The sequence below is a fragment of the Pseudomonas sp. LY-1 genome (assembly GCF_053502595.1).
This window is the reverse complement of record NZ_CP094353.1, coordinates 43,912-64,080: the sequence shown is the minus strand read 5'-3', so window position 1 is coordinate 64,080 and position 20,169 is coordinate 43,912. Positions and strand designations below refer to the sequence as shown.

Sequence of the window (20,169 nt, the reverse complement as noted above, 5' to 3'; positions counted from 1 at the left end):
AGAGGGACAAAGTGCCTGGGGCCGTGGCGCTGGTCCACGGCCGCCAGGGCTATCAGCGCTTGGTGTTGGAACGGATGTTCCAGCCAAACTTGATCGCGCCGCCGTCTTTGGTGCCGTCGGCTTTCTGCGGTTGGTAGTCGACCATCACCTGGGCGAAGTTCAGGGTGACGTTTTCGGTCAGGCGATCATCGGAGCCCGAACCGCCAGTGCTCAGGGACGTGACCAGCACTTCTTCCAGGTTGATCACCATGTACTCAACCTGGCTTTCACCACCGGCCTTGCGCACGGTCAGCTTGACCTTGTCGATGTGCTTGCCGCTGGCGCAGTGCATCATCAGGTTCGGCGAGGCCTTGTCGACGTACTTGGTCAGCGACAGGTCCTGGATGTTCACCTTGCCCGCGCCGCCGCCACCGCCTACGTGCATGTTGCCGGACTGGGACATGCCCCAGCTCCAGTTCAGCACGTCGATTTCGTCCTTGTGGGCTTTGTCCATGGACTCGCCCTTGATGTCGCCGATCTTGATGAAAATATCAACAGCCATGTTTTCTCCCTGTGTGGACTCAGCCACTGTATTTGTTAACGCCGCCGACCCCTGTAGGAGCGAGCTTGCTCGCGAAGGTCGTCAACGGTGACGCGGGCATCCTGGATGAACGCAGCGCCTTCAAGTTTTTCGCGAGCAGGCTCGCTCCTACAGGGAGCGAGCCAGTCCCGATTTTTTATGCGCTTTTCGCCGAAGGCAGTTTCGATACCAGGCGCAGCGACACGGTCAGCCCTTCGAGCTGGTAGTGCGGGCGCAGGTAGAACTTGGAGTTGTAGTAACCCGGGTTGCCCTCGACGTCTTCCACGATCACTTCGGCTGCCGCCAGTGGGTGCTGGGCCTTGGTGGTTTCGGTGGAGTGCGCTGGGTCGCCGTCGACGTAGTTGAGGATCCAGTCCTGCAACCAGCGCTGCATTTCGTCCTTCTCTTTGAAGGAACCGATCTTGTCGCGCACGATGCACTTCAAGTAGTGCGCGAAACGGCAGGTGGCGAACAGGTACGGCAGGCGTGCGGCCAGGTTGGCGTTGGCGGTGGCGTCCGGATCGTCGTATTCGGCCGGCTTCTGCAGCGACTGCGCGCCGATGAACGCGGCGAAGTCGGTGTTCTTCTTGTGCAGCAGCGGCATGAAACCGTTCTTCGCCAGCTCCGCTTCACGGCGGTCGCTGATGGCGATTTCGGTCGGGCACTTCATGTCCACGCCACCGTCATCGGTAGGGAACGTGTGGGCCGGCAGGTTTTCCACTTCACCGCCGGACTCCACGCCACGGATGCGCGAGCACCAGCCGTAGTGTTTGAACGAACGGTTGATGTTCACCGCCATCGCGTAAGCGGCGTTGGCCCAGGTGTACTTGGAGCTGTCGGCGCCGTCGGTGTTTTCTTCGAAGGCGAAGGCTTCCACCGGGTCGGTCTTGGCGCCATACGGCAGGCGTGCGAGGAAGCGCGGCATGGTCAGGCCGATGTAGCGCGAGTCTTCCGATTCACGCAGCGAGCGCCAGCCGGCGTATTCCGGGGTGGTGAAGATCTTGGTCAGGTCGCGCGGGTTCGACAGTTCCTGCCACGAACCCATGCCCATCACGGTCGGCGAAGCGGCCGCGATGAACGGGGCGTGCATGGCGGCGCAGACTTTGGACAATTCGCCCAACAGCTCGACATCCGGTGGCGACTGGTCGAAGTAGTAGTCGCCGACCAGGCAACCGTAAGGTTCGCCGCCGAACTGGCCGTATTCTTCTTCGTACATCTTCTTGAAGATCGGGCTCTGGTCCCAGGCGGTGCCCTTGAATTTCTTCAGGGTCTTGTGCAGGTCCGGCTTGGAGATGTTGAGCACGCGGATCTTCAGCTGCTCATCGCTCTCGGTGTTGTTGACCAGGTAGTGCAGGCCGCGCCAGGCGCTTTCCAGCTGCTGGAAATCCGGGTGGTGGATGACCTGGTTGACCTGGGCGGTGAGCTTGGCGTCGATGGCGGCGATGATCGATTCGATCGACTTGATCGCGTCGTTGGACACCAGGTCAGTCTGTGCCAGCGCCTGCTCGGCGAGTGTCCGCACGGCGGTTTCCACGGCTTCGCGGGCACGCTCGGTCTTCGGTTTGAACTCTTGCAGCAACAGCGAGGCGAACTCGCTGGTTTCTTCGGTGGCGCCCAGGTTCTGAGCGCTTTCGCGCACGGTATTCTCGGTCATGATTACTGCTCCCCTGCCGGCTTCGGCGCGCTCGCAAGGGCCTGCAGCAATGCCGGGTCCTTGATCGCTTTCATGATGATTTCTTCAGCGCCGGTCTTGCCGTCCATGTAGGTCAGCAGGTTGGCCAACTGGGTACGGGCTTCGAGCAGCTTGTTCAGCGCATCGACCTTGCGGGCCACGGCGGCCGGGCTGAAGTCGTCCATGCTTTCGAAAGTGATGTCCAGGCTCAGGTTGCCTTCGCCGGTCAGCTCGTTGGGTACGTGGAACGCTACGCGCGGTTGCATGGCCTTGAGGCGCGAGTCGAAGTTGTCGACGTCCACTTCAAGGAACTTGCGGTCGGCCACGGGCGCGAGGGGCTCGGCGGGTTTGCCGGCGAGGTCGGCCATCACACCCATCACGAAGGGCAGCTGGACCTTTTTCTCGGCGCCGTAGAGCTCGACGTCGTACTCGATCTGCACTCGAGGCGCGCGGTTGCGCGCGATGAATTTCTGAGAACTTTGCTTCGCCACGTTGCTGCTCCTGGTCGCTTGAGCGACGGTGTTGTTACTGCGCAGTCGGGCGGCTTACTCGCCGTCCGGGCCACGCAGGTTTTCAAATTGGGACATGCCGTCGGGAATCAGATTGCGCACGATGGCCGCGAAGTCGGCATGCACCAGATGCTTTGCGCGGTTCAACAACACCGGCAGCGGGCTCGAAGGCTCGTGACGGGTGTAGTACGCAAGGATCTTGTCGAGGCTGCGCAGCACGTCATCGCGGTTGGCGATGTCGCCGCTGGGGCGCGGTGCGGTGGGGGCGGCGGCGAAGTCGGCCGAGGGGGCATTGTCGTCACTGACGGCCTCGGGTTCGCGGCTGCTGGTCTCACCGTTCGGTACAAATTGGCTGAGGATCTGCAGCGCCTGCTTGAGCGGTTGCTTCAACAGGCTGAGGTCGACGCCCTGGGCCGAGCCGACCTGGTCGCTGACCTGTTGTTCGATGGCTTCGCAGGCGGCACGCGCGGTGCTCAAGGCGTCGCGGGTGGCTTGCAGTTGCTCGGGGTCGCTGTCGAGGAACGCGGCGTTGAGCTGCTGGGCGCCGAGTTGTTCATCGGGAAAACTCATCAGGCCGCTGGCGTTCAGCGCGGCGCGCAGGCTCACGGCGCCGAAGGTGCGCGAGCGCGTGAGGATGCTTTCGCGCAGCAGGCGGATCGTCGCGTCGCCGGTCAAGCCGGACAGGGCGTTGATACGCACGGTGGGGTCGTTATCGTCGTCGGCATCCAGGCGCGGGTGCAGGTCGGCCCAGTATTCGCGCAGCAGCGCGTTGATCAGCGTGAGCGCGTCGGCCAACCCGGCCACACCCTGGAGGGCGAGGGCGCTTTGCAGCAGGAAATGGGTGATGCGCAGGTCTTTGCTGCGTTGCAACAGGTCGAGGCTTTGCTGCTGGATGCTGCGCCAGTCCGGCGGTTCGGCAGGCAGGATGGCGTCGCCCATGCTGCGCTCGGGCTGCCCCTTGGCATCACGCTCCAGTTGTAGAAATTGCGCGTCATATTCCATGTCTTCGCCACATGGCGAAGTCGCGGAAACGGCGGCGAGCAGCAACGGCACATCCACTGAAATCGATCTCCCTATCGGCCCGTTAGATGACGGGCAATTCATGCATTAGTTGCGTGATGAACTTTGCATGTTTTCTTGGTCATATACATGTGGCGCCACTAATGTGCCATCACTGGTATTCAAGAAGTTGTGCATTTTTGGTGTAGTAGTTGTGGCTTGTCAAGGTAAGCTATTCGCCCTCTGTGACAGATGTGCGGTACTTAACAACCTGCGCGACTGGTGAGTCGAGTGGTGTTCCACGACAGGGTTTTTGTCATTGAGGCCAGTTAAGATCTGCGATCATGCTGGTAAAAAGCAGATTATGACCGTGGTTCGCGTCGCCTGGCGCGATCTCTCGGGAAAGGCGCTCGCCGGGAATCGATTGCGCGCGAAGTATCAGCAAGGAGGCAAGATGTCGCTGTGTTTGACTATCACTAGTTATCACAAGATTACCCCTGGGCAGTGTGCCGAAAAGTCCTTGAACCAGGGCTCGATAGCTATCGGCCGCAGCTCGGATAATGACTGGGTATTGCCTGATCCCGAGCGTCTGGTGTCCTCGAAACATTGCGTAATTCAATACAAAGATGGTCGTTATTATTTAACCGATAACAGTACAAACGGTGTGGAGTTGGTTAACGCCGGCATCCGTCTGCGCCGGGGTAATAGCGAGCCGTTGCAGGATGGCGAGCTGATCCGCATCGGTGATTACGAAATCCAGGCGCGCATCGATTTCAACGTCCAGGCTGTGGATAGCCAGGCGTTTGCCGGGGATTCCCCGAACAGTTTTGAAGCGCTGATGGGCGCCGTCGCCAGCAAGCCGGTAGCCACGCCGGTGATCGCGCCGCAGTTCCAGGGCGCGTCGTCGATGGACACCTTGCCGGACCTCTTCGATTTTCTCAGCCCGACCGCCGTGCCGCCGCCGACCGTGGCCGATCATGTGCCGTCCGAGCAACACGACTTCCGCCCGCCGACCCCGGTGGCCGTGCCGCCTGCCGCGTCGGGTTCGGTCATTCCCGAGGATTGGGACCTGTTTGGCGACACACCGGCGCCGGTGGTCAGCGCACCGCCACCGCCTGCGCCGGTGATCGCGCCGCCACCTGTGGTTGAGCCTGTGCTCCCGGTGGCCGCCGCCCAGCAACCCGATCTTTTGCACGCCTTCCTGCGCGGCGCCGGCCTGGACCCATTGCGCCTGGACAAGGCCCAGGCCGAAGCCCAGATGGAAAGCATCGGCCGCAGCTACCGGCTGATGGTCGAAGGCCTGATCGACGTGTTGCGTGCCCGCGCCAGCCTCAAGGGCGAATTCCGCATGCAGCAGACGATGATCCAGCCCGCGGAAAACAATCCGTTGAAATTCGCCCCGAATGCCGACGAAGCGCTACAGCTGCTGCTGCGTCATGGCAACCAAGCGTTTATGGCACCGGACATCGCGGTGCGCGACAGTTTCGACGACCTGCGCGCTCACCAATTGGCGGTGATGGCCGGTGTGGAAGCGGCCATCAAACACCTGCTCAGCCGCTTCGAACCGGCGCAGCTGGAGGAACGCATGGGCAAGCCCGGCGGGCTGTCGAGCCTGTTCAGCGGCTCGCGCCAGGCCCAGTACTGGCAGCAGTTCACCGAGCTTTACAGCAATATTTCCCGCGAGGCCCAGGAAGATTTCCAGGACCTGTTCGGCCGCGAATTCAGCCGAGCCTACGAAGAGCACAGCGCACGCCAGCGTCGCTGAGCCGCAACACATGGATAAAACGGAAAGCTAAGTACGTCATTGAGGACGAAGGATGATTCCCAGGTTTTTACTCGCAGTGGCCAGCCTGCTGATGCTGGCGGCATGTACCAAGGATGTCGCCGAACCCCAGGCCAGCGCCGCCGAGGTTGAAGCGAACAGCGCTGCCGTCGAGTTGCACTTTCACGCGATTGCCGGGCTCAACCCCGGCGCCAACGGCCAGGCCGCCCCGGTGCGGGTGCGGATTTTCGAACTGAAAAACGCCGCCACCTTCGGCCGTTCGGATTACTTCGCCCTGGCTGACCACGCGCAATCCACCCTCGGCCTCGACCTGCTGGACCAGGACGAAGTGATGGTGCAGCCCGGCCAGCAGTTGAGCATCCAGCGCGACCTCGACCCGTCCACCCGCCAGATCGGCCTGTTGGTGGGCTACCGCGAGCTGGACCGCGCGCAATGGCGCACGGTGCTCAACGTGCCGCCGCGCCAATACACCGAATACCAGATCAGCCTCGATGTGCGCGCCGTGCGTGCGGACGTCGTGGTTTCCCCATCCAGCCCAGCCCAATAACAAGCAATCGGAGCCCCCATGTCCTGGAACAATCGCGTGGTCTGGTCGGAAGGCATGTTCATCGGAACGCAGCACTTCCAGCAGCATGACCGTTACCTGGAAAACCTGATCGACGCCCGCAGTCGCCCGTTGTCGGCCGGGGCCTGGGGGGTTTCCGAGCTGCTGATCGATCAGGGCCTGCTGGCCCAGGGCAAGCTGGCGATTGTGTCGGCACGCGGCCTGCTGCCCGACGGCACGCCGTTCAATATCCCCCAGGATGACTTGGCGCCCAGCCCGCTGAATATCGACGACAGCCTGCGCGACGGTCTCGTCTACCTGGCCTTGCCGCTCAAGCGCGCAGGGGCCCGCGACACCGTCGACGACGGCGAAGCGCTTGGCGCCGCCCGCTACGTGAGCCAGGTGCGCGAAGTGCGTGACGACAACGCACCGTTCGAGAACCGCGCCCCGGTGGCCGTCGGCTCCCGTGCGCTGCGCCTGTTGACCGCGCAGGACGGCATCATCGATTACGCGGCCATCGGCCTGGTGCGTATCAAGGAAAAACGCGCCGACCGTGCGCTGGTCCTCGACGACAGCTACATCCCGCCAGTCCTCGATGTGGCCGCGAGCAAACCGCTGACCGCGTTTCGCAGCGAACTGCTCGGCCTGCTGCACCAGCGCGGCGAAGCCCTGGCCGGGCGTGTGGTCGCCTCGGGCGCGGGCGGCGCGTCGGAGATTGCCGACTTCATGCTGTTGCAACTGGTCAACCGTGCCCAGCCGCTGATCCAGCACCTCAGCCAACTGAGCCCGCTGCACCCGGAGCGGTTGTTCAGCGAACTGGTCAGCCTGGCCGGTGAGTTCGCTACCTTCTCCACCACCGGCCGGCGCCCCCAGGAATACCCGCAGTACCAGCACGACGACCTGGCCTTGAGTTTTGCCCCGGTGATGCAGGCCCTGCGTGAAGCGCTGTCGATGTTGATCGACAGCAAGGCCACGCCGATCCCGATCGTCGAGAAAGCCTACGGCATCCACGTGGCCATGCTCGCCGACAAAACCCTGATCGACAGCGCCAGTTTCATCCTCGTGGTACGCGCCGATGTGCCCGGCGAGACCCTGCGCGCGCGCTTCGGCCAGCAGAGCAAGGTCGGCTCGGTGGAGCACATTCGCGACCTGGTCAACCTGCAACTGCCCGGCATTGGCCTGCTGCCGTTGCCGGTGGCGCCGCGCCAACTGCCGTACCACGCAGGCTCGACCTATTACGAGCTGGACCGGGGCAGCGAGCACTGGCAGCAGTTGAGCAATTCCGGCGGCTTCGCCTTCCATATCGCCGGGCAGTTCCCGGGCTTGAACCTGGCCTTCTGGGCGATCCGAGGATAATCCGCGATGCACCCCAATGATGATGACCGCACCCAGTTCATGCCGCGCCCGGGTGGCCGTGCGCCCGAACCCGCGCGTGCCGAACCGGCGCCGCTGTCGATGCCGGCCGCGCCGATCCTGACCGGCAAAAGCCACGGCCTGAACCCGCTGGAAAGCGCCGCCGGCCCGCTGCTGGCCTTGCTGACACGCCTGCGCAACACCATCGCCCACCCGGCGCCGGCCAGTTTGCGTGCGCAGTTGCTGGCCTATCTGCGCCAGTTCGAAGAGCGCGCCGAAGCTGCTGGCGTGGCGCGCAACGAAGTGCTGCTGGCGCGTTACGCCCTGTGTACCGCACTGGATGAGGCAGTGTTGAGCACGCCGTGGGGCAGCACCAGCGATTGGGGCAAGCAGAGCCTGCTGATCACCGTTCACAACGAAGCCTGGGGCGGCGAAAAGGTCTTCCAGCTACTCGACCATTGCCTGCAAAGCCCACGCGAGCGCTTGTACCTGCTGGAACTGTTGTACCTGTGCATGTGCCTGGGTTTCGAAGGCCGCTACCGCGTGATGAACGATGGTCGCAGCCAGTTGGAAGCTCTGCGTGAACGTACCGCCGCGGCGATTCGCAGCGCCCGGGGCGACCACGAACGCGAGCTGTCGCCGCACTGGCGCGGCGTGACCGTGGCGCGCGATCGCCTGGCGCAGTTCATGCCGCCGTGGATCGCCGTGGCCATCGGCCTGGCGCTGCTGCTGGCGTTGCTGTTCGGCCTGCGCCTGAAGCTGGCCGCAGACGCCGAGCCGGTGTTCAAGAATATCCATGCCCTGGGCGAGATCCCGGTGCAGGCCATCGACCGCCCCGTGGCGCAGCCGAAAGTGATCGAGCGCCCGCGCCTGGCCGGTTTTCTGGTGGAAGACATCAAGGCCGGTCGCGTCGCGGTGGAAGACAAGGTCGACCGTTCCGTCGTGACGATCCGCGGTGATGAGCTCTTTGCGTCGGCCAGCTCCAGCATCGTCGACGACTACCAGCCGCTGATGCTGCGCATCGCCGACGCAATCCGCAAGGTCAAGGGCCAGGTGCGCGTCACCGGGCACAGCGACAACCGCCCGATTGCCACGCTGCGCTTCCCGTCCAACTGGGCCTTGTCCGAAGCGCGGGCCAAGTCGGTGCTGGAGATCCTCGCGGCCAAGACCGGCCAGGGCGATCGCTTCAGTGCCGAGGGCAGAAGCGACACCGAGCCGGTGGCGACCAACGCCACCGCCGAAGGCCGTGCCCGCAATCGTCGGGTTGAAATCACCGTACTCGCGGAGGGCGTCGAGTGAAGGCGTTTTTCAGTTTCATGATTCGCTGGGTGATCCCGTTGCTGGGCCTGATCGCCCTGAGCCTGATCATCTGGTTTGTCGGGCCCCTGCTCGACGTGCTGGTGCCCGAAGGGCGGCGCTGGGCGCTGATCGTCCTGCTGTTTGCTGCCTGGCTCGCCTACCGTGTGTTCCGCATCCTCCAGGCCCGTCGCCAGGCCGCCGAAGTGATGCGCAGCCTGGCCGCGCAAACCCCGGCCGACCCCAACAGCGTCGCCACCGCCGAAGAACTCACCAGCCTGCGCCAGCGCATGGACGAAGCCCTGGCCCTGCTGAAAAAAGCCAAGCTCGGCGGGGATGAGCGGCGCAACCTCTACGAGCTGCCGTGGTACGTGATCATCGGCCCGCCGGGTTCGGGCAAGACCACCGCGCTGGTCAATTCCGGGCTGCATTTCCCGCTGGCTGCCCAATTGGGCGCCGGGGCGGTGCGGGGCGTCGGCGGCACGCGCAACTGCGACTGGTGGTTTACCGACCAGGCCGTATTGCTCGATACCGCCGGCCGCTACACCACCCAGGACAGCAACTCCCCGGTGGACAAAGCCGCCTGGCTGGGCTTCCTCGACCTGTTGAAAAAGCAGCGCTCGCGCCGCCCGATCGATGGCGCCTTTATCGCCATCAGCCTGTCGGACCTGCTGCTGGGCAGCGAAGCCGAACGCGCTGCCCACGCGGCGGCGATTCGCCTGCGTATCCAGGAGCTGTACACCCAGCTGGGCGTGCGTTTCCCGATCTACCTGATGCTGACCAAGCTCGACCTGGTGCCGGGTTTCATGGAGTTCTTCGACAACCTGAGCAAGGAAGAACGCGCCCAGGTGTGGGGCATGACCTTTGCCCTGGACGACGGCAAGCACAGCGACAGCCCCCTGGCGCACCTGCAAAGCGAATTCGCCGGCCTCGAACAGCGCCTCAACGAACGCCTGGTCGAACGCCTGCAACAGGAACGCGACCCGGCGCGGCGCGACTTGATCTACGGCTTCCCGCAGCAGTTCGGCGCATTGAAAGATTGCCTGCAAAGCTTCCTCGAAGGCGTGTTCAAACCCAACGCCTTTGAAGAGCGCGTCTTGCTGCGCGGCGTGTATTTCACCAGCGGCACCCAGGAAGGCAGCCCGATCGATCGCTTGATCGGCACCATGGCCCAGAGCATGAACCTGGACCGCCAGCACTTGGCACGCCAGAGCGGCAGCGGGCGCAGTTACTTCATCGAGAAACTGTTCAGCGCGGTCGCCTTTGCCGAGCGCGGGCTGGTGGGCGTCAACCCGCAGGTCGAGCGGCGGCGCAAATGGATCGCACGCGGCGTGCTCGCGGCCACCGTGGCGCTGGTGATCGTGGTCAGCAGCCTGTGGTGGGTCAGTTATCGCGCCAACCAGGCGTATATCGCCCAGGTCGACCAGAAGGTCGCGCCCCTGGGCCAGACCGTACAGAACCTCAGCCCGGCACAGCGCGAAGTGCTCGCCGTGTTGCCGTTGCTCAACGCGGTGAAACACCTCGCCGGGGATTCGCCAAGTTGGTCCGAGGGCCTGGGCCTGTATCAGGGCGATATGCTCGAAGCCGAATCCGCCAGCGTCTATCGCAAGCTGTTGATCGCCGTCTTCGCGCCGCGCCTGGTGACGCGTATCGAGGAGCAACTGCACGGCGGCGGTAACTCCGACTTCCTCTACGAAGGCCTCAAGGCCTACCTGATGCTCGCCGACACCGAGCATTACGACGCGGACTTCATCAAGGCCTGGATCGCCCTCGACTGGGACCGCAACCTGCCGCGCGACCTGCCTGCCGATCAGCGCCAGGCGCTGGCCGAACACTTGCAGGCGTTGTTCGAACGTCACCCGCCGAGCGCACGCCTCGATGCGCGCTTGATCGACGACCTGCGTCGGCAGTTGCAACAACTGCCGGTGGCCCAGCGTGTGTATGACCGGGTCAAACGCCAGAAACTGCCCGACGGCATTCCAGACTTCCGCCTCAACGAAGCCGCCGGCCGCGACGCCGCATTGGTGTTCAGCCGCAAAAGCGGCAAGCCGTTGGGCGAGCCGCTGAGTGGTTTCTTCACCGCCAAGGGCTATCGCCAGGCGTTCCTGCTGAGCAGCCTGAACCAGACCGGCACCCTGGCCGAAGAGCAATGGGTGCTCGGCCATGAGCAGGCCGACCAGCAGAACGTGGTCAGCCTGGCCGCCGACGTGCGCCGCCTGTACTTCCAGGACTACCAGCGCCAGTGGGATGCGTTGCTCGCCGACATCGACTTTGTGCCGATCACCAGCGTGGCCCAGGCGGCGGACGTGCTGCGGGTGATTTCCGGGCCGACCTCGCCGCTGAAAAAACTGCTGGTGGCGGTGGCCAGGGAAACCGACTTGCAGGCAGAGGAACGCCAGTTGGCGGCCAAGGGCGTGCCGGTCGAAGGCGGCGTGGACAAGCTCAAGGAACGCCTGGGCAACCTGCTCGGCCAGGCGCAACCGAACGCGGATGCGCCGGCCGCTGCGGACGACCCGGTGACCGCGCACTTCGCCGAGCTCAACAGCATCGTCAGCAAGAACGAAGGCGAGCCGGCGGCCATCGACGGCCTGCTGGCGGATATGAACGCGCTGTACGTGCAAGTCAGCGCCATGGTCGGCGCCAGCGGCGATGCCTTGCTCGGTGAGGCCAAGAACCAGGCGGCAGCGGCGGCCACGCGGGTCAGCCTGAACGCCGAGCGCCAGCCGCCGCTGGTGCAGGGCATGGTCAAGTCGGTGGTCAACTCGACCACCAACAGCATGATGGGCGGGGTGCGCAACCAGCTGAACGCGGCCTGGGTCAGCGAAGTGGTGAACGTGTATCGCCAGTCCCTGGCCGGGCGTTATCCGATGTCGCCGGGCAGCGCGCGTGACGCCACCCTGGATGATTTCGGCCAGTTCTTCGGCGTGGGCGGGGTGATGGATAACTACTTCCGCAAATATCTGCAGCCCTACGTCGATACCTCCGCACAGACCTGGCGCTGGCAGCCGGGCGCGGCGCAGAAACTCGGGATTGCGCCGGGTGTGCTGCAAACCTTCCAGCGCGCGGCGACGATCCGCGATGCGTTCTTTCGCTCAGGCGGTACTCAGCCGATCGTGCGTTTCGAGCTCAAGCCGGTGGCGATGGACGCCAGCATCACCCAGTTCCTGCTCGACCTCGACGGCCAGCAATTGAGCTACGACCACGGCCCGAGCCGTCCGGTGGCGATGCAATGGCCGAACCCCGGCAGCATTGGCGTGGTGCGTATTTCGATCATGCCGCCGTCGGCCAGCGGTCGCTCCGGCGTGACCCTGGACGGCCCGTGGGCCTGGTTCCGCCTGCTGGAACAATCGGACCTCACGCCCGGCAATGCGCCGGACCGCTTCAGCCTGCGCCTGCGGGTCGACGGTGCGAGCATCGCCTACGAATTGCGTGCCAACAGCGCCTTCAACCCGTTCAAGAGCCGCGTGCTCAGTGGCTTCAGCCTGCCGGAGCGGTTATGACGACGTTGGGCTTCTACGGCAAGTTGGCCAGTCGCGGCGATTTTGTCAGCCGCGCCTTGCCGCAGAGTTTTATCGGCCCGTGGGACAGCTGGCTGGCGGCGGGCCTGCTCGCCAGTCAACACAGCCTCGGCGCCGGTTGGCTCAACGTGTATCTGGTCAGCCCGCTGTGGCGCTTTGTGCTGGCGCCCGGCGTGTGCGGGCCGAACGCGGCGGCGGGCGTGGTGATGCCGAGCATCGACCGGGTCGGGCGGTATTTCCCGCTGGCCGTGGTTGCGTTGCTCGATCACGACACCAACCCGGCGTCCCTGGTGGGCGGCCCGGACCGCTGGTTTGAAGAGGCCGAAGAGCTGTTGCTCGGCACCCTGGATGCCGGTGCCACCTTCGAGAATTTCAACGCCGGCCTCGACTGCCTGGGCTTGCCGGCGACGGAACCGCGCGCGGTGGACAGCCGTTTCGCCGGGCTGCAGCGGGTCGCCGCCACCGTTCCCCATGCGCGCATGACCGCACTCGCCGAACAGGCCTGCGAAGGCGCCAGCCTGTGGTGGGGGCGTGGTTCGCAGACGATTTCCCCTGGTTTATTGCGGTGTCAGGGCCTGCCCGCCACCAGCGATTTTGCGCAGTTTTTGCTCGGACAAGAAGGTGTGATGTAGATGGGGTCGACGTACAAATCCGCGAGCAAAAGCCATGTGGGCATGGTTCGCCAGGTCAATGAAGACGCGTGCCTGGACCTGCCCGAGAATCGCCTGTGGGTGGTGGCCGACGGCATGGGCGGGCACGCCGCGGGGGATTACGTCAGCAGCCTGATCGTCGACAGCCTGCGCAGTGTGCCGCTGGGGCGTTCCCTCGAGGAATACTCGGCGGCCTTGCGCAACGACCTGATCCGCATCAACGCGGCCGTGCGTGAAGAAACCGCCAACCGTGGCGTGACCATGATGGGCAGCACCGTGGTGGTGTTCGCCGCACGCGGCTTGCGCGGCGTGTGCCTGTGGGCCGGCGACAGTCGCCTGTATCGCCTGCGCGACGGCGTGCTCGACGGCATTTCGCGCGACCACAGCTACGTGCAAGACCTGCAAGACAGCGGCCTGCTCAGCGAGGCCGATGCCCGTGTGCATCCGCGCGCCAACATCGTCACCCGCGCCATCGGTGTGGAAGCCCAACTGGAACTGGCGGTGGTCGACCTGCTGATCGCCCCCGGCGACAGTTACCTGCTGTGCAGCGATGGCCTGAACAAGACCGTCGAGGACCACGAGATCCGTGAAGTGCTCAACCATGACGCCCCGGATGAAATCGTGCGCAGCCTGGTCCACCTGGGGCTGAACCGCGGCGCACCGGACAACATCACCGCCATCGTCGTGAAGGTATCGGCATGAACATCGTGATCCCGGGCTACGACATCGAAGGCGAGATCGGCGAAGGCGCCATGGCCAGCGTGTACCTGGCGACCCAGCGCTCGCTGGAGCGCAAGGTCGCGCTCAAGGTGATGGCGGCGGCGCTGGCGGCGGACCCGAGTTTCTGCGAGCGCTTCCTGCGCGAAGGCAAGACCCTGGCGCGGCTGTCGCACCCGCACACGGTGACCATCCATGACATCGGCAATGTCGGCGAGCTGTATTACATGGCCATGGAGTACCTGCCCAACGGCACGCTCAAGGAGCGCATCGCCGCCGGCCTCACCCCGGAGCAGGGCCTCACGCTGATCCGCCAGATCGCTTCGGCGCTGGGTTATGCCCATGCGCAGGGGTTGGTCCACCGCGACGTCAAGCCGGCGAACATTCTGTTCCGCGCCGACGGCACCGCCGTGCTGTCGGACTTCGGCATCGCCAAATCCCTGGACGACCGCACCCAGTTCACTCAGGCCGGTTTTGCCGTGGGCACGCCGAGCTACATGAGCCCGGAACAGGCGCGTGGCCAGGAAATCGATGGCCGCGCAGACCTGTATGCGCTGGGCGTGGTGCTCTATGAAATCCTCGTCGGCAAGCTGCCTTATAACGGCACCGACGCGCTCTCCACGGCCTTGGCCCACCTGACCGAGCCGCTGCCGGAACTGCCGCTGCATCACGGGCGTTATCAGGACGTGCTGCGCAAACTGTTGGCCAAGGACCCGAATGAGCGCTTCCCGGATGCGGCGGCGTTGCTGCTGGCGCTGGATCAACTGCCGACCGAGTCGCCGGACGCCACGCAGGTGCGGCCGTTGCCGATTCCGCTGAGTTTCGATCTGGCCGGCATCACTCCGCAATCCATCGAGATCCCGACCGACAAGCCGCAACCGGCGCGCCAGCCGGTGGTGCCGCCAACCCCACGGCACACGGTGTCCGAGCAGCGCCGTGGGCCGGTGCTGGCGTTGGCCGCCGTGGCGGTGGCGGTTGCCTTGGCCATAGGTGGCGCGGGTTACTGGTGGTTGAGCGGCAGTGATCAGCCCGCCAAGCCACCGGCTGCGACAGTGCCCAAGGTGACACCACCGGTGACGCCACCGGTGGCGGTCGCCGAAGTGGACGGCGGTCAACGGCCCTTGCTGATGGCGGGCAAGAAAACCCTGTTCCAGCGCGTGCTCAGCAAGCCCGGCGCGAAACTCGCCAGCGCTGCCGGCAGCGCGCCAGGCAAAGCCCTGCCGGCGTTTTCCGTGCTCTATGTGTATCAGCGCAAGGACGTCGACGGCAGCCGATGGCTGCGCGTCGGTGCCGCCACCGATGGGCGCAGCGACGGTTGGTTGCCGGCCGCCCAGGTCAGCGACTGGAAGCAAAGCCTGGTGCTCAAGTTCACCGAACGCTCCGGCCGGGCGCCGGTGATGTTCCTGCGCCAATCCGGCGAAGTGGAAAAGCTGCTGGCCGACCCCGCCGCTGCCAAAGGCGTGCTGGCCAAGGCGCAGAACAACCGCGACGACAACGGCCAGGTGCTGGCTCTGGAGCCGGCCGCCAGCGCGGTGCCGCAGAACCAGTTCTACCTGCTGCCGATCTTCGATTCCAAAGAGAGCTTCGACGACAACGGCCAGCCGGTGCAGTTGCTCAACGTCGCGTCCATCGACCCTGGCAGCAGCGCGGTCGCCAAGCCCGCGACCGCGCTGATCAACGCCAATGCCGATGCCTTCCGCACGGCGGTGGTGCTGGTGGTCGACACCACCGTGTCGATGCAGCCGTATATCGACCAGATCCGCGATGTGGTCCACGAGCTGCAAACCCGCATCGCCGAACGCGGCGAGTTGGACAGCGTCAGCTTCGGCCTGGTGGGTTTTCGCAACAGCATCAAGAAAACCCCGGGCCTGGAATACGTGGCCAAGACCCTGATCACCCTCGACCAGGGCCGCGACCCGCAGCGCTTCCTCGACCTGGCGCGCGGGGTCAAGGCGTCGACCGTGTCCAGTCACTCCTTCAACGAGGACGCGTTTGCCGGAGTGATGCAGGCTGTCGAAGGCATGGACTGGTCCGGCTACGGCGGTCGTATCATCCTGCTGGTCACCGACGCTGGCGCGCTGCGCAAGAACGACCCGTTTGCCGCCACCCAGATGAACGAAGCCGAAGTGCGCCAGGCGGCGCTGGGCAAGCAGATCAAGATCTACGCCCTGCACCTGCGCACCGACGCCGGCAAGAAAACCCACGCCGGCGCCGAAAGCCAGTACCGCATCCTCACCGCCGACGCCAACCCGCAGATTGGCGACCTGTATACGAAGGTGCCGGGTGGCGATGTACGCAAGCTGGGCGAGCGCGTCGATGAGATCGGTACGGTGTTCGCCAACCTGGTGCATCAGGTACGTAATGACACGCCACAGCCGCTGCCCTTGCTGAGCGCCGCGCCAAGCCTGGCGGATAAATCCGCCGCCATCGGCTACGCCATGCACATGGACTTCCTCGGGCGCAAAGCCGCGAGCCAGGCGCCGCAACTGGTCAGTGCCTGGACCGCCGACCGCGACCTGACCAACCCGGCGCTGCCGGCGTTCCAGGTGTGCGTGATGTTGACCAAATTGCAGCTCAACGACCTGCAGCAGTCGCTGAAACTGATCGTCGACGCCGCCCGCAAAACCCAGACCTCGCCCAAAGACTTCTTCCAGGAAATCGCCAGCGCCTCGGCCTATATGAGCCGCGACCCGCAGGCCCTGCGCAAGGGCGGCAACCTGGCCGATGGCGGCATTCTCGGCGAATACCTGGAAGGCCTGCCGTACCGCAGCAAGTCGCTGAACATGACCCAGGATCTATGGCTGTCGTTGAGCGTGGCCGAGCAGGAAGACTTTATCGACGAGCTGGATTCGAAGATCCGCCTCTATGAAACCTTCCACAATGACCTGGCCAACTGGGTCCGTTTCGGCGCTGCCGAGCCGGGCGATGCGTTGTACCGCGTCCCTTTGTCGACGCTGCCGTAATGCTGAACCTGAACGCGGTACACAAGAGCCGGGGCGTCGGTGCCCAGCGCTATAGCCTGGTGATTCCGGCGTTGCACCTGCGCGCGGGGGAGCAAGTGGCGATTGTCGGGCCGAGCGGGTGCGGCAAAAGCACCTTGCTCGACCTGCTGGCCCTGGTGCTCGCGCCGGATCAGGTGGACCGCTTCGAATTCAATCAGACCGATATCGGCGGGTTGTGGTGCGCTGATCGGCAGACCGCCCTGGCCGAGCTGCGCAGCCGGCACCTCGGTTATGTCCTGCAAACCGGCGGCTTGCTGGGCTTTCTCGATGTGCGCAGCAATATCGCCTTGTCCCGGCAACTGCTGGGGTTGAAGGACGATGGCAGCGTGGCGCGCCTGGCCGAGCAATTGGAAATCAGCGATCAACTGGCCAAGAAGCCGGCGGCGCTGTCGGTCGGCCAACGCCAGCGCGTGAGCTGCGCCCGCGCCCTGGCCCATGCGCCGCAATTGGTCTTGGCCGATGAGCCGACCGCGTCCCTCGACCCGCTTAACGCCGAACGGGTGATGCAAGCGCTGTTGGCCCGCGCTCGCGAACACCGCGCCGCTTGCGTGATCGCCACCCATGACGAACCCCTGGCTCGCGCCAGCGGCTTGCAGGTGCGCCGTATCGCTTGCCGTCGCGACACTGATGGCGGCATCACCGCCACCCTCGGGGAGGTGTGCTGATGCGCCTCGGTCTGGTGGCTTCCCTGGCTTGGCAGGATTACCGCAACGATGCGTGGCTGTCGGCCTGCGCGGTGCTGGCGCTGGTCGCCGTCGTCGCGCCGTTGCTGGTGTTGTTCGGCCTGAAGTTCGGGCTGGTCAGCAGTCTGACCGAACGCCTGGAGAACGACCCGGCCACCCGTGAAATTATTCCGTTGGGCGGTGGTCGATTCAGCCGCGCCTTTGTCGAGCAGTTGGGCCAGCGCGGTGATGTAGCGTTCGCCATCCCGCGCACGCGGCAGATCGCGGCGACCGCGCAGGTGGGCACATTGACCCTGGAAATGCTGCCGACTGCGCCGGGCGATCCACTGCTCAACGGTTTGCCGATGCCCCAGGGCCTGGCGCAGATCGTGCTGAGCCACACCGCCGCCGAGAAGCTCGCGGCGCGGCCCGGGGATTGGCTGGAAAGCGGCTTTGCGCGCCAGGTCGCGGGGCGCGTCGAAACCCGGCGCACGCGTTTGCAGGTGCTCGCGGTACTGCCGCTGGAAGCCTTCGCCCGTGACGGCCTGTTTGCTGAATTGAGCCTGCTGGAAGCGGTGGAAGACTACCGCGACGGCCGTGCCGTGCCAGCGCTGGGTTGGGACGGCGACGCGGTCGGCGCGGGCGAGCAGCGGGTGTATCCGGCGTTTCGCCTGTATGCGCGCAACCTCACCGATGTGGAGCCGCTGCGGGTGTTTTTCGCCGGGCAGAATCTGTTGGTGGCGACCCAGGCATTGAGCATCGCCCAGGTGCAGTCGTTGAGCCGCAACCTGTCGATCGTGTTCTGGATCATCGCCGGGTTGGCCTTGGCGGGGGCGTTCGCGGCGATCTTCGCCGGGGCGCTGGCCGCCGTGGCGCGCAAGCGCAGGGAGTTATCGGTGTTGCGCCTGTTGGGCTTTTCCACCGCCGCGCTGTTGCTGTTTGTGGTGCTGCAGGCGCTCTACAGCGCCGGCTTGGCCGCCGTGTTCAGTGCGGGTCTGTATCGCCTGGCCGAGGCGGGCTTGAATCAATTATTCGTGCAGGTGCCGGGCGAACACGCCAGCCACCTGCTGGCGCGTCATTACGGCCTGGCCCTGGTGGCTGTGCTCGGCGTCAGCGCCGTGGCGGCAGCGTGTGGCGGTTGGCGCGTGGCGCGTATCCAGGCTTCTGAAGGAATCCGAGATGTATAAGTTACTGGGCGCCGCCTTGGCGCTGAGCCTGGCCTCGCTGGCGTGGGCCGATGAGGCAAGCGATAAGCTCGACAACCCCAAGCCGTTGCCGGACGACGTCAGCCTGCCGCTGCCGTGCGAAGGCAACATGGTGTTCCGCTACGTCTATGTACTGGCCCAAGGCACGTTGGACGACCGCGAGATCAGCCTCGGCTACCCCTTTGCCGAAGGCGAGGCGGGCTATCAGCAGTCGTTCATTTCCGGCTATCGCCGCGACTTCATCAACGGCCAGTTCAGCCTCAAGGACCTGCCGAAAGACTGGAACAACGTCATCACGCCCTTGATGCCGAAGACCGACGCCAAGACCCCGCTCAAGCCGATGCTCTACTTCATCGGCAAGTACGAAGTGACCGCGCGCCAATACGCCCTGGTGATGTCCCAGGCGCAATCGCTGGCCAGTGGCGAACCGGCGCCCGCGTGCGATGCGCCCAGCGGCATGGCCGGGCGTTTGCCCAAGGTCAAGCTGTCGCGCTTTGAAGCCGAACGCTTCTCGGCGGTGTACAGCGCCTGGCTGATGAAATACCACCGCGAGTTGCTGCCGGTGAGCGGGCGTGGCGCTTCGGCGGACGACGGCGGCCTGGGTTTTGTGCGCCTGCCCACCGAAGTGGAATGGGAGTTTGCCGCACGCGGGGCCCAGGCCGTGAGCCGCCAGGACTTGGAAGGGCGCCTGTTCCCGCGGCGCATTGAGGGCAGCGAAAGCGACGGCCCGCTAGCCGATTGGGCGGTGTTCAACCAAGTCGCCGGCGGCACCGGCCAGGCCGCGCGGCTGCTGCCCATCGGCACCAAATTACCCAACCCGATCGGCCTGTTCGATGTGATCGGCAACGCGGCGGAAATGGTTCAGGAATCCTTCCAACTGGTACACGCCGGGCGTCGCCAGGGCGCCTATGGCGGCTTTGTGGTCAAGGGCGGCAATTACCTGGAGGGCGAGGGCACGCTGTTCACCGGCATGCGCCGCGAGTACCCGTTGTTCGCCGCCGACGGCACCGAGCAAAGCAACGAGACCACCGGTTTTCGCGTGGCGATCGGTGCGCTGTCGGCACCGCGTTCGCGCTACAAGGAGCTGTTCGCGCAGTGGCAGAAAGAAGGCCGCCTGGCCTCGCTGACCGATGCCATCGATGACGCCCAGGACCCGACCAAGCGCCTGGACAGCATCATCGCTGCCAGCGTCGACCCACGCCTGCAAGCCGAGCTGGGGCTGGTCAACGAAGAGCTCAAGCGCAACGTCTCGCTGATCGCCCAGCAACGCGAAGAAGCGGCGGGCAACCTGATTCAGTCGGCGGCGTTGGTGGCCGAGACCATCAATAACTACAACATCCGCCTGACCAATCTGCAGAAGAGCCGCCAGCAGGCCGTGGACGCCAAGGACGAGGCCAGCGCGCAGCTGTTTGCCGCAGCCATCGCCAACGGGCGCAGTGCCCTCGACGGCGCAGTGGCGATCTATATCGACAACCTGGCCACCGGCACGCGTTACACCGATGCAGTGATCCAGGCGCAGTTTCAACGGATCAAGGAAGAGTTGGATCGCAAGCCAGTGCTCGGCAAAAGCCTGGTGACGCGCGCGACACTGTTCGTTCGCCATGTCGGCAACTACCGCAAGCAACAGCGGGCCGACCCGGCAACGATCTTGAAGGAATTGCTCGCAGCCAGTGGTCAGCGGTCTTGATCGCTGGCTATAG

The 20,169-nt window shown here is 64.9% G+C and carries 15 protein-coding genes; 11 read left to right on the top strand and 4 right to left on the bottom strand.

Annotated elements, in window-relative coordinates; translation table 11 throughout:
- Nucleotides 1-52: 52 nt before the first annotated feature.
- From MOQ67_RS00295 to tssA, 4 genes are all read right to left on the bottom strand, one after another.
- Entirely contained in the window at nucleotides 53-541 is a 489-nt protein-coding gene (locus tag MOQ67_RS00295; RefSeq protein ID WP_003195562.1) for an Hcp family type VI secretion system effector, read from the bottom strand.
- A gap of 175 nt (nucleotides 542-716) precedes the next feature.
- The gene (gene tssC / locus MOQ67_RS00290) at nucleotides 717-2,213 is read right to left on the bottom strand and encodes a type VI secretion system contractile sheath large subunit (protein WP_046488991.1); all 1,497 of its coding nucleotides are present in this window, start codon (nucleotides 2,211-2,213) and stop codon (nucleotides 717-719) included.
- Between the two features lie 2 nt (nucleotides 2,214-2,215).
- Nucleotides 2,216-2,722, bottom strand: a complete 507-nt coding sequence (gene tssB / locus MOQ67_RS00285; RefSeq protein WP_017849978.1) for a type VI secretion system contractile sheath small subunit — start codon at nucleotides 2,720-2,722, stop codon at nucleotides 2,216-2,218.
- Between the two features lie 54 nt (nucleotides 2,723-2,776).
- Nucleotides 2,777-3,799 (bottom strand): type VI secretion system protein TssA, encoded by a 1,023-nt coding sequence (gene tssA / locus MOQ67_RS00280; protein WP_102618735.1) that lies wholly within the window; start codon nucleotides 3,797-3,799, stop codon nucleotides 2,777-2,779.
- 394 nt (nucleotides 3,800-4,193) lie between these two features.
- On the opposite strand from tssA, the gene tagH reads away from it, so the two are divergent.
- From tagH to MOQ67_RS00225, 11 genes are read left to right on the top strand one after another with little or no spacing between them, the layout of a single operon-like run.
- Complete coding sequence (gene tagH, locus MOQ67_RS00275) at nucleotides 4,194-5,504, top strand: type VI secretion system-associated FHA domain protein TagH (RefSeq protein ID WP_104904237.1); 1,311 nt, start codon at nucleotides 4,194-4,196, stop codon at nucleotides 5,502-5,504.
- Nucleotides 5,505-5,556: 52 nt separating this feature from the next.
- The gene (gene tssJ / locus MOQ67_RS00270) at nucleotides 5,557-6,069 is read left to right on the top strand and encodes a type VI secretion system lipoprotein TssJ (RefSeq protein WP_017849975.1); all 513 of its coding nucleotides are present in this window, start codon (nucleotides 5,557-5,559) and stop codon (nucleotides 6,067-6,069) included.
- Between the two features lie 18 nt (nucleotides 6,070-6,087).
- Complete coding sequence (gene tssK / locus MOQ67_RS00265) at nucleotides 6,088-7,422, top strand: type VI secretion system baseplate subunit TssK (RefSeq protein ID WP_126589565.1); 1,335 nt, start codon at nucleotides 6,088-6,090, stop codon at nucleotides 7,420-7,422.
- Between the two features lie 6 nt (nucleotides 7,423-7,428).
- Nucleotides 7,429-8,718, top strand: a complete 1,290-nt coding sequence (locus MOQ67_RS00260; protein WP_017849973.1) for a DotU family type VI secretion system protein — start codon at nucleotides 7,429-7,431, stop codon at nucleotides 8,716-8,718.
- Nucleotides 8,715-12,215 (top strand): type VI secretion system membrane subunit TssM, encoded by a 3,501-nt coding sequence (gene tssM, locus MOQ67_RS00255; RefSeq protein ID WP_126589564.1) that lies wholly within the window; start codon nucleotides 8,715-8,717, stop codon nucleotides 12,213-12,215. The genes MOQ67_RS00260 and tssM overlap by 4 nt, the downstream gene beginning before the upstream one ends.
- Nucleotides 12,212-12,865 carry a type VI secretion system-associated protein TagF gene (gene tagF / locus MOQ67_RS00250; RefSeq protein WP_126585195.1) on the top strand — a complete coding sequence of 218 codons (654 nt, stop codon included), beginning with the start codon at nucleotides 12,212-12,214 and terminating at the stop codon, nucleotides 12,863-12,865. The genes tssM and tagF overlap by 4 nt, the downstream gene beginning before the upstream one ends.
- A complete protein-coding gene (locus tag MOQ67_RS00245) occupies nucleotides 12,866-13,585 on the top strand; it encodes a PP2C family protein-serine/threonine phosphatase (protein ID WP_017849970.1) in 720 nt (239 codons plus the stop codon).
- Nucleotides 13,582-16,563, top strand: coding sequence for a serine/threonine-protein kinase (locus tag MOQ67_RS00240; RefSeq protein WP_126589563.1), 2,982 nt, complete (start codon nucleotides 13,582-13,584; stop codon nucleotides 16,561-16,563). Before MOQ67_RS00245 ends, MOQ67_RS00240 begins: the two co-directional genes overlap by 4 nt.
- Entirely contained in the window at nucleotides 16,563-17,267 is a 705-nt protein-coding gene (locus MOQ67_RS00235) for an ABC transporter ATP-binding protein (RefSeq protein WP_126589562.1), read from the top strand. Before MOQ67_RS00240 ends, MOQ67_RS00235 begins: the two co-directional genes overlap by 1 nt.
- Nucleotides 17,267-18,451, top strand: coding sequence for an ABC transporter permease (locus tag MOQ67_RS00230; RefSeq protein WP_126589561.1), 1,185 nt, complete (start codon nucleotides 17,267-17,269; stop codon nucleotides 18,449-18,451). The genes MOQ67_RS00235 and MOQ67_RS00230 overlap by 1 nt, the downstream gene beginning before the upstream one ends.
- Entirely contained in the window at nucleotides 18,444-20,156 is a 1,713-nt protein-coding gene (locus tag MOQ67_RS00225; RefSeq protein ID WP_017849966.1) for a formylglycine-generating enzyme family protein, read from the top strand. Before MOQ67_RS00230 ends, MOQ67_RS00225 begins: the two co-directional genes overlap by 8 nt.
- Nucleotides 20,157-20,169: the final 13 nt, after the last annotated feature.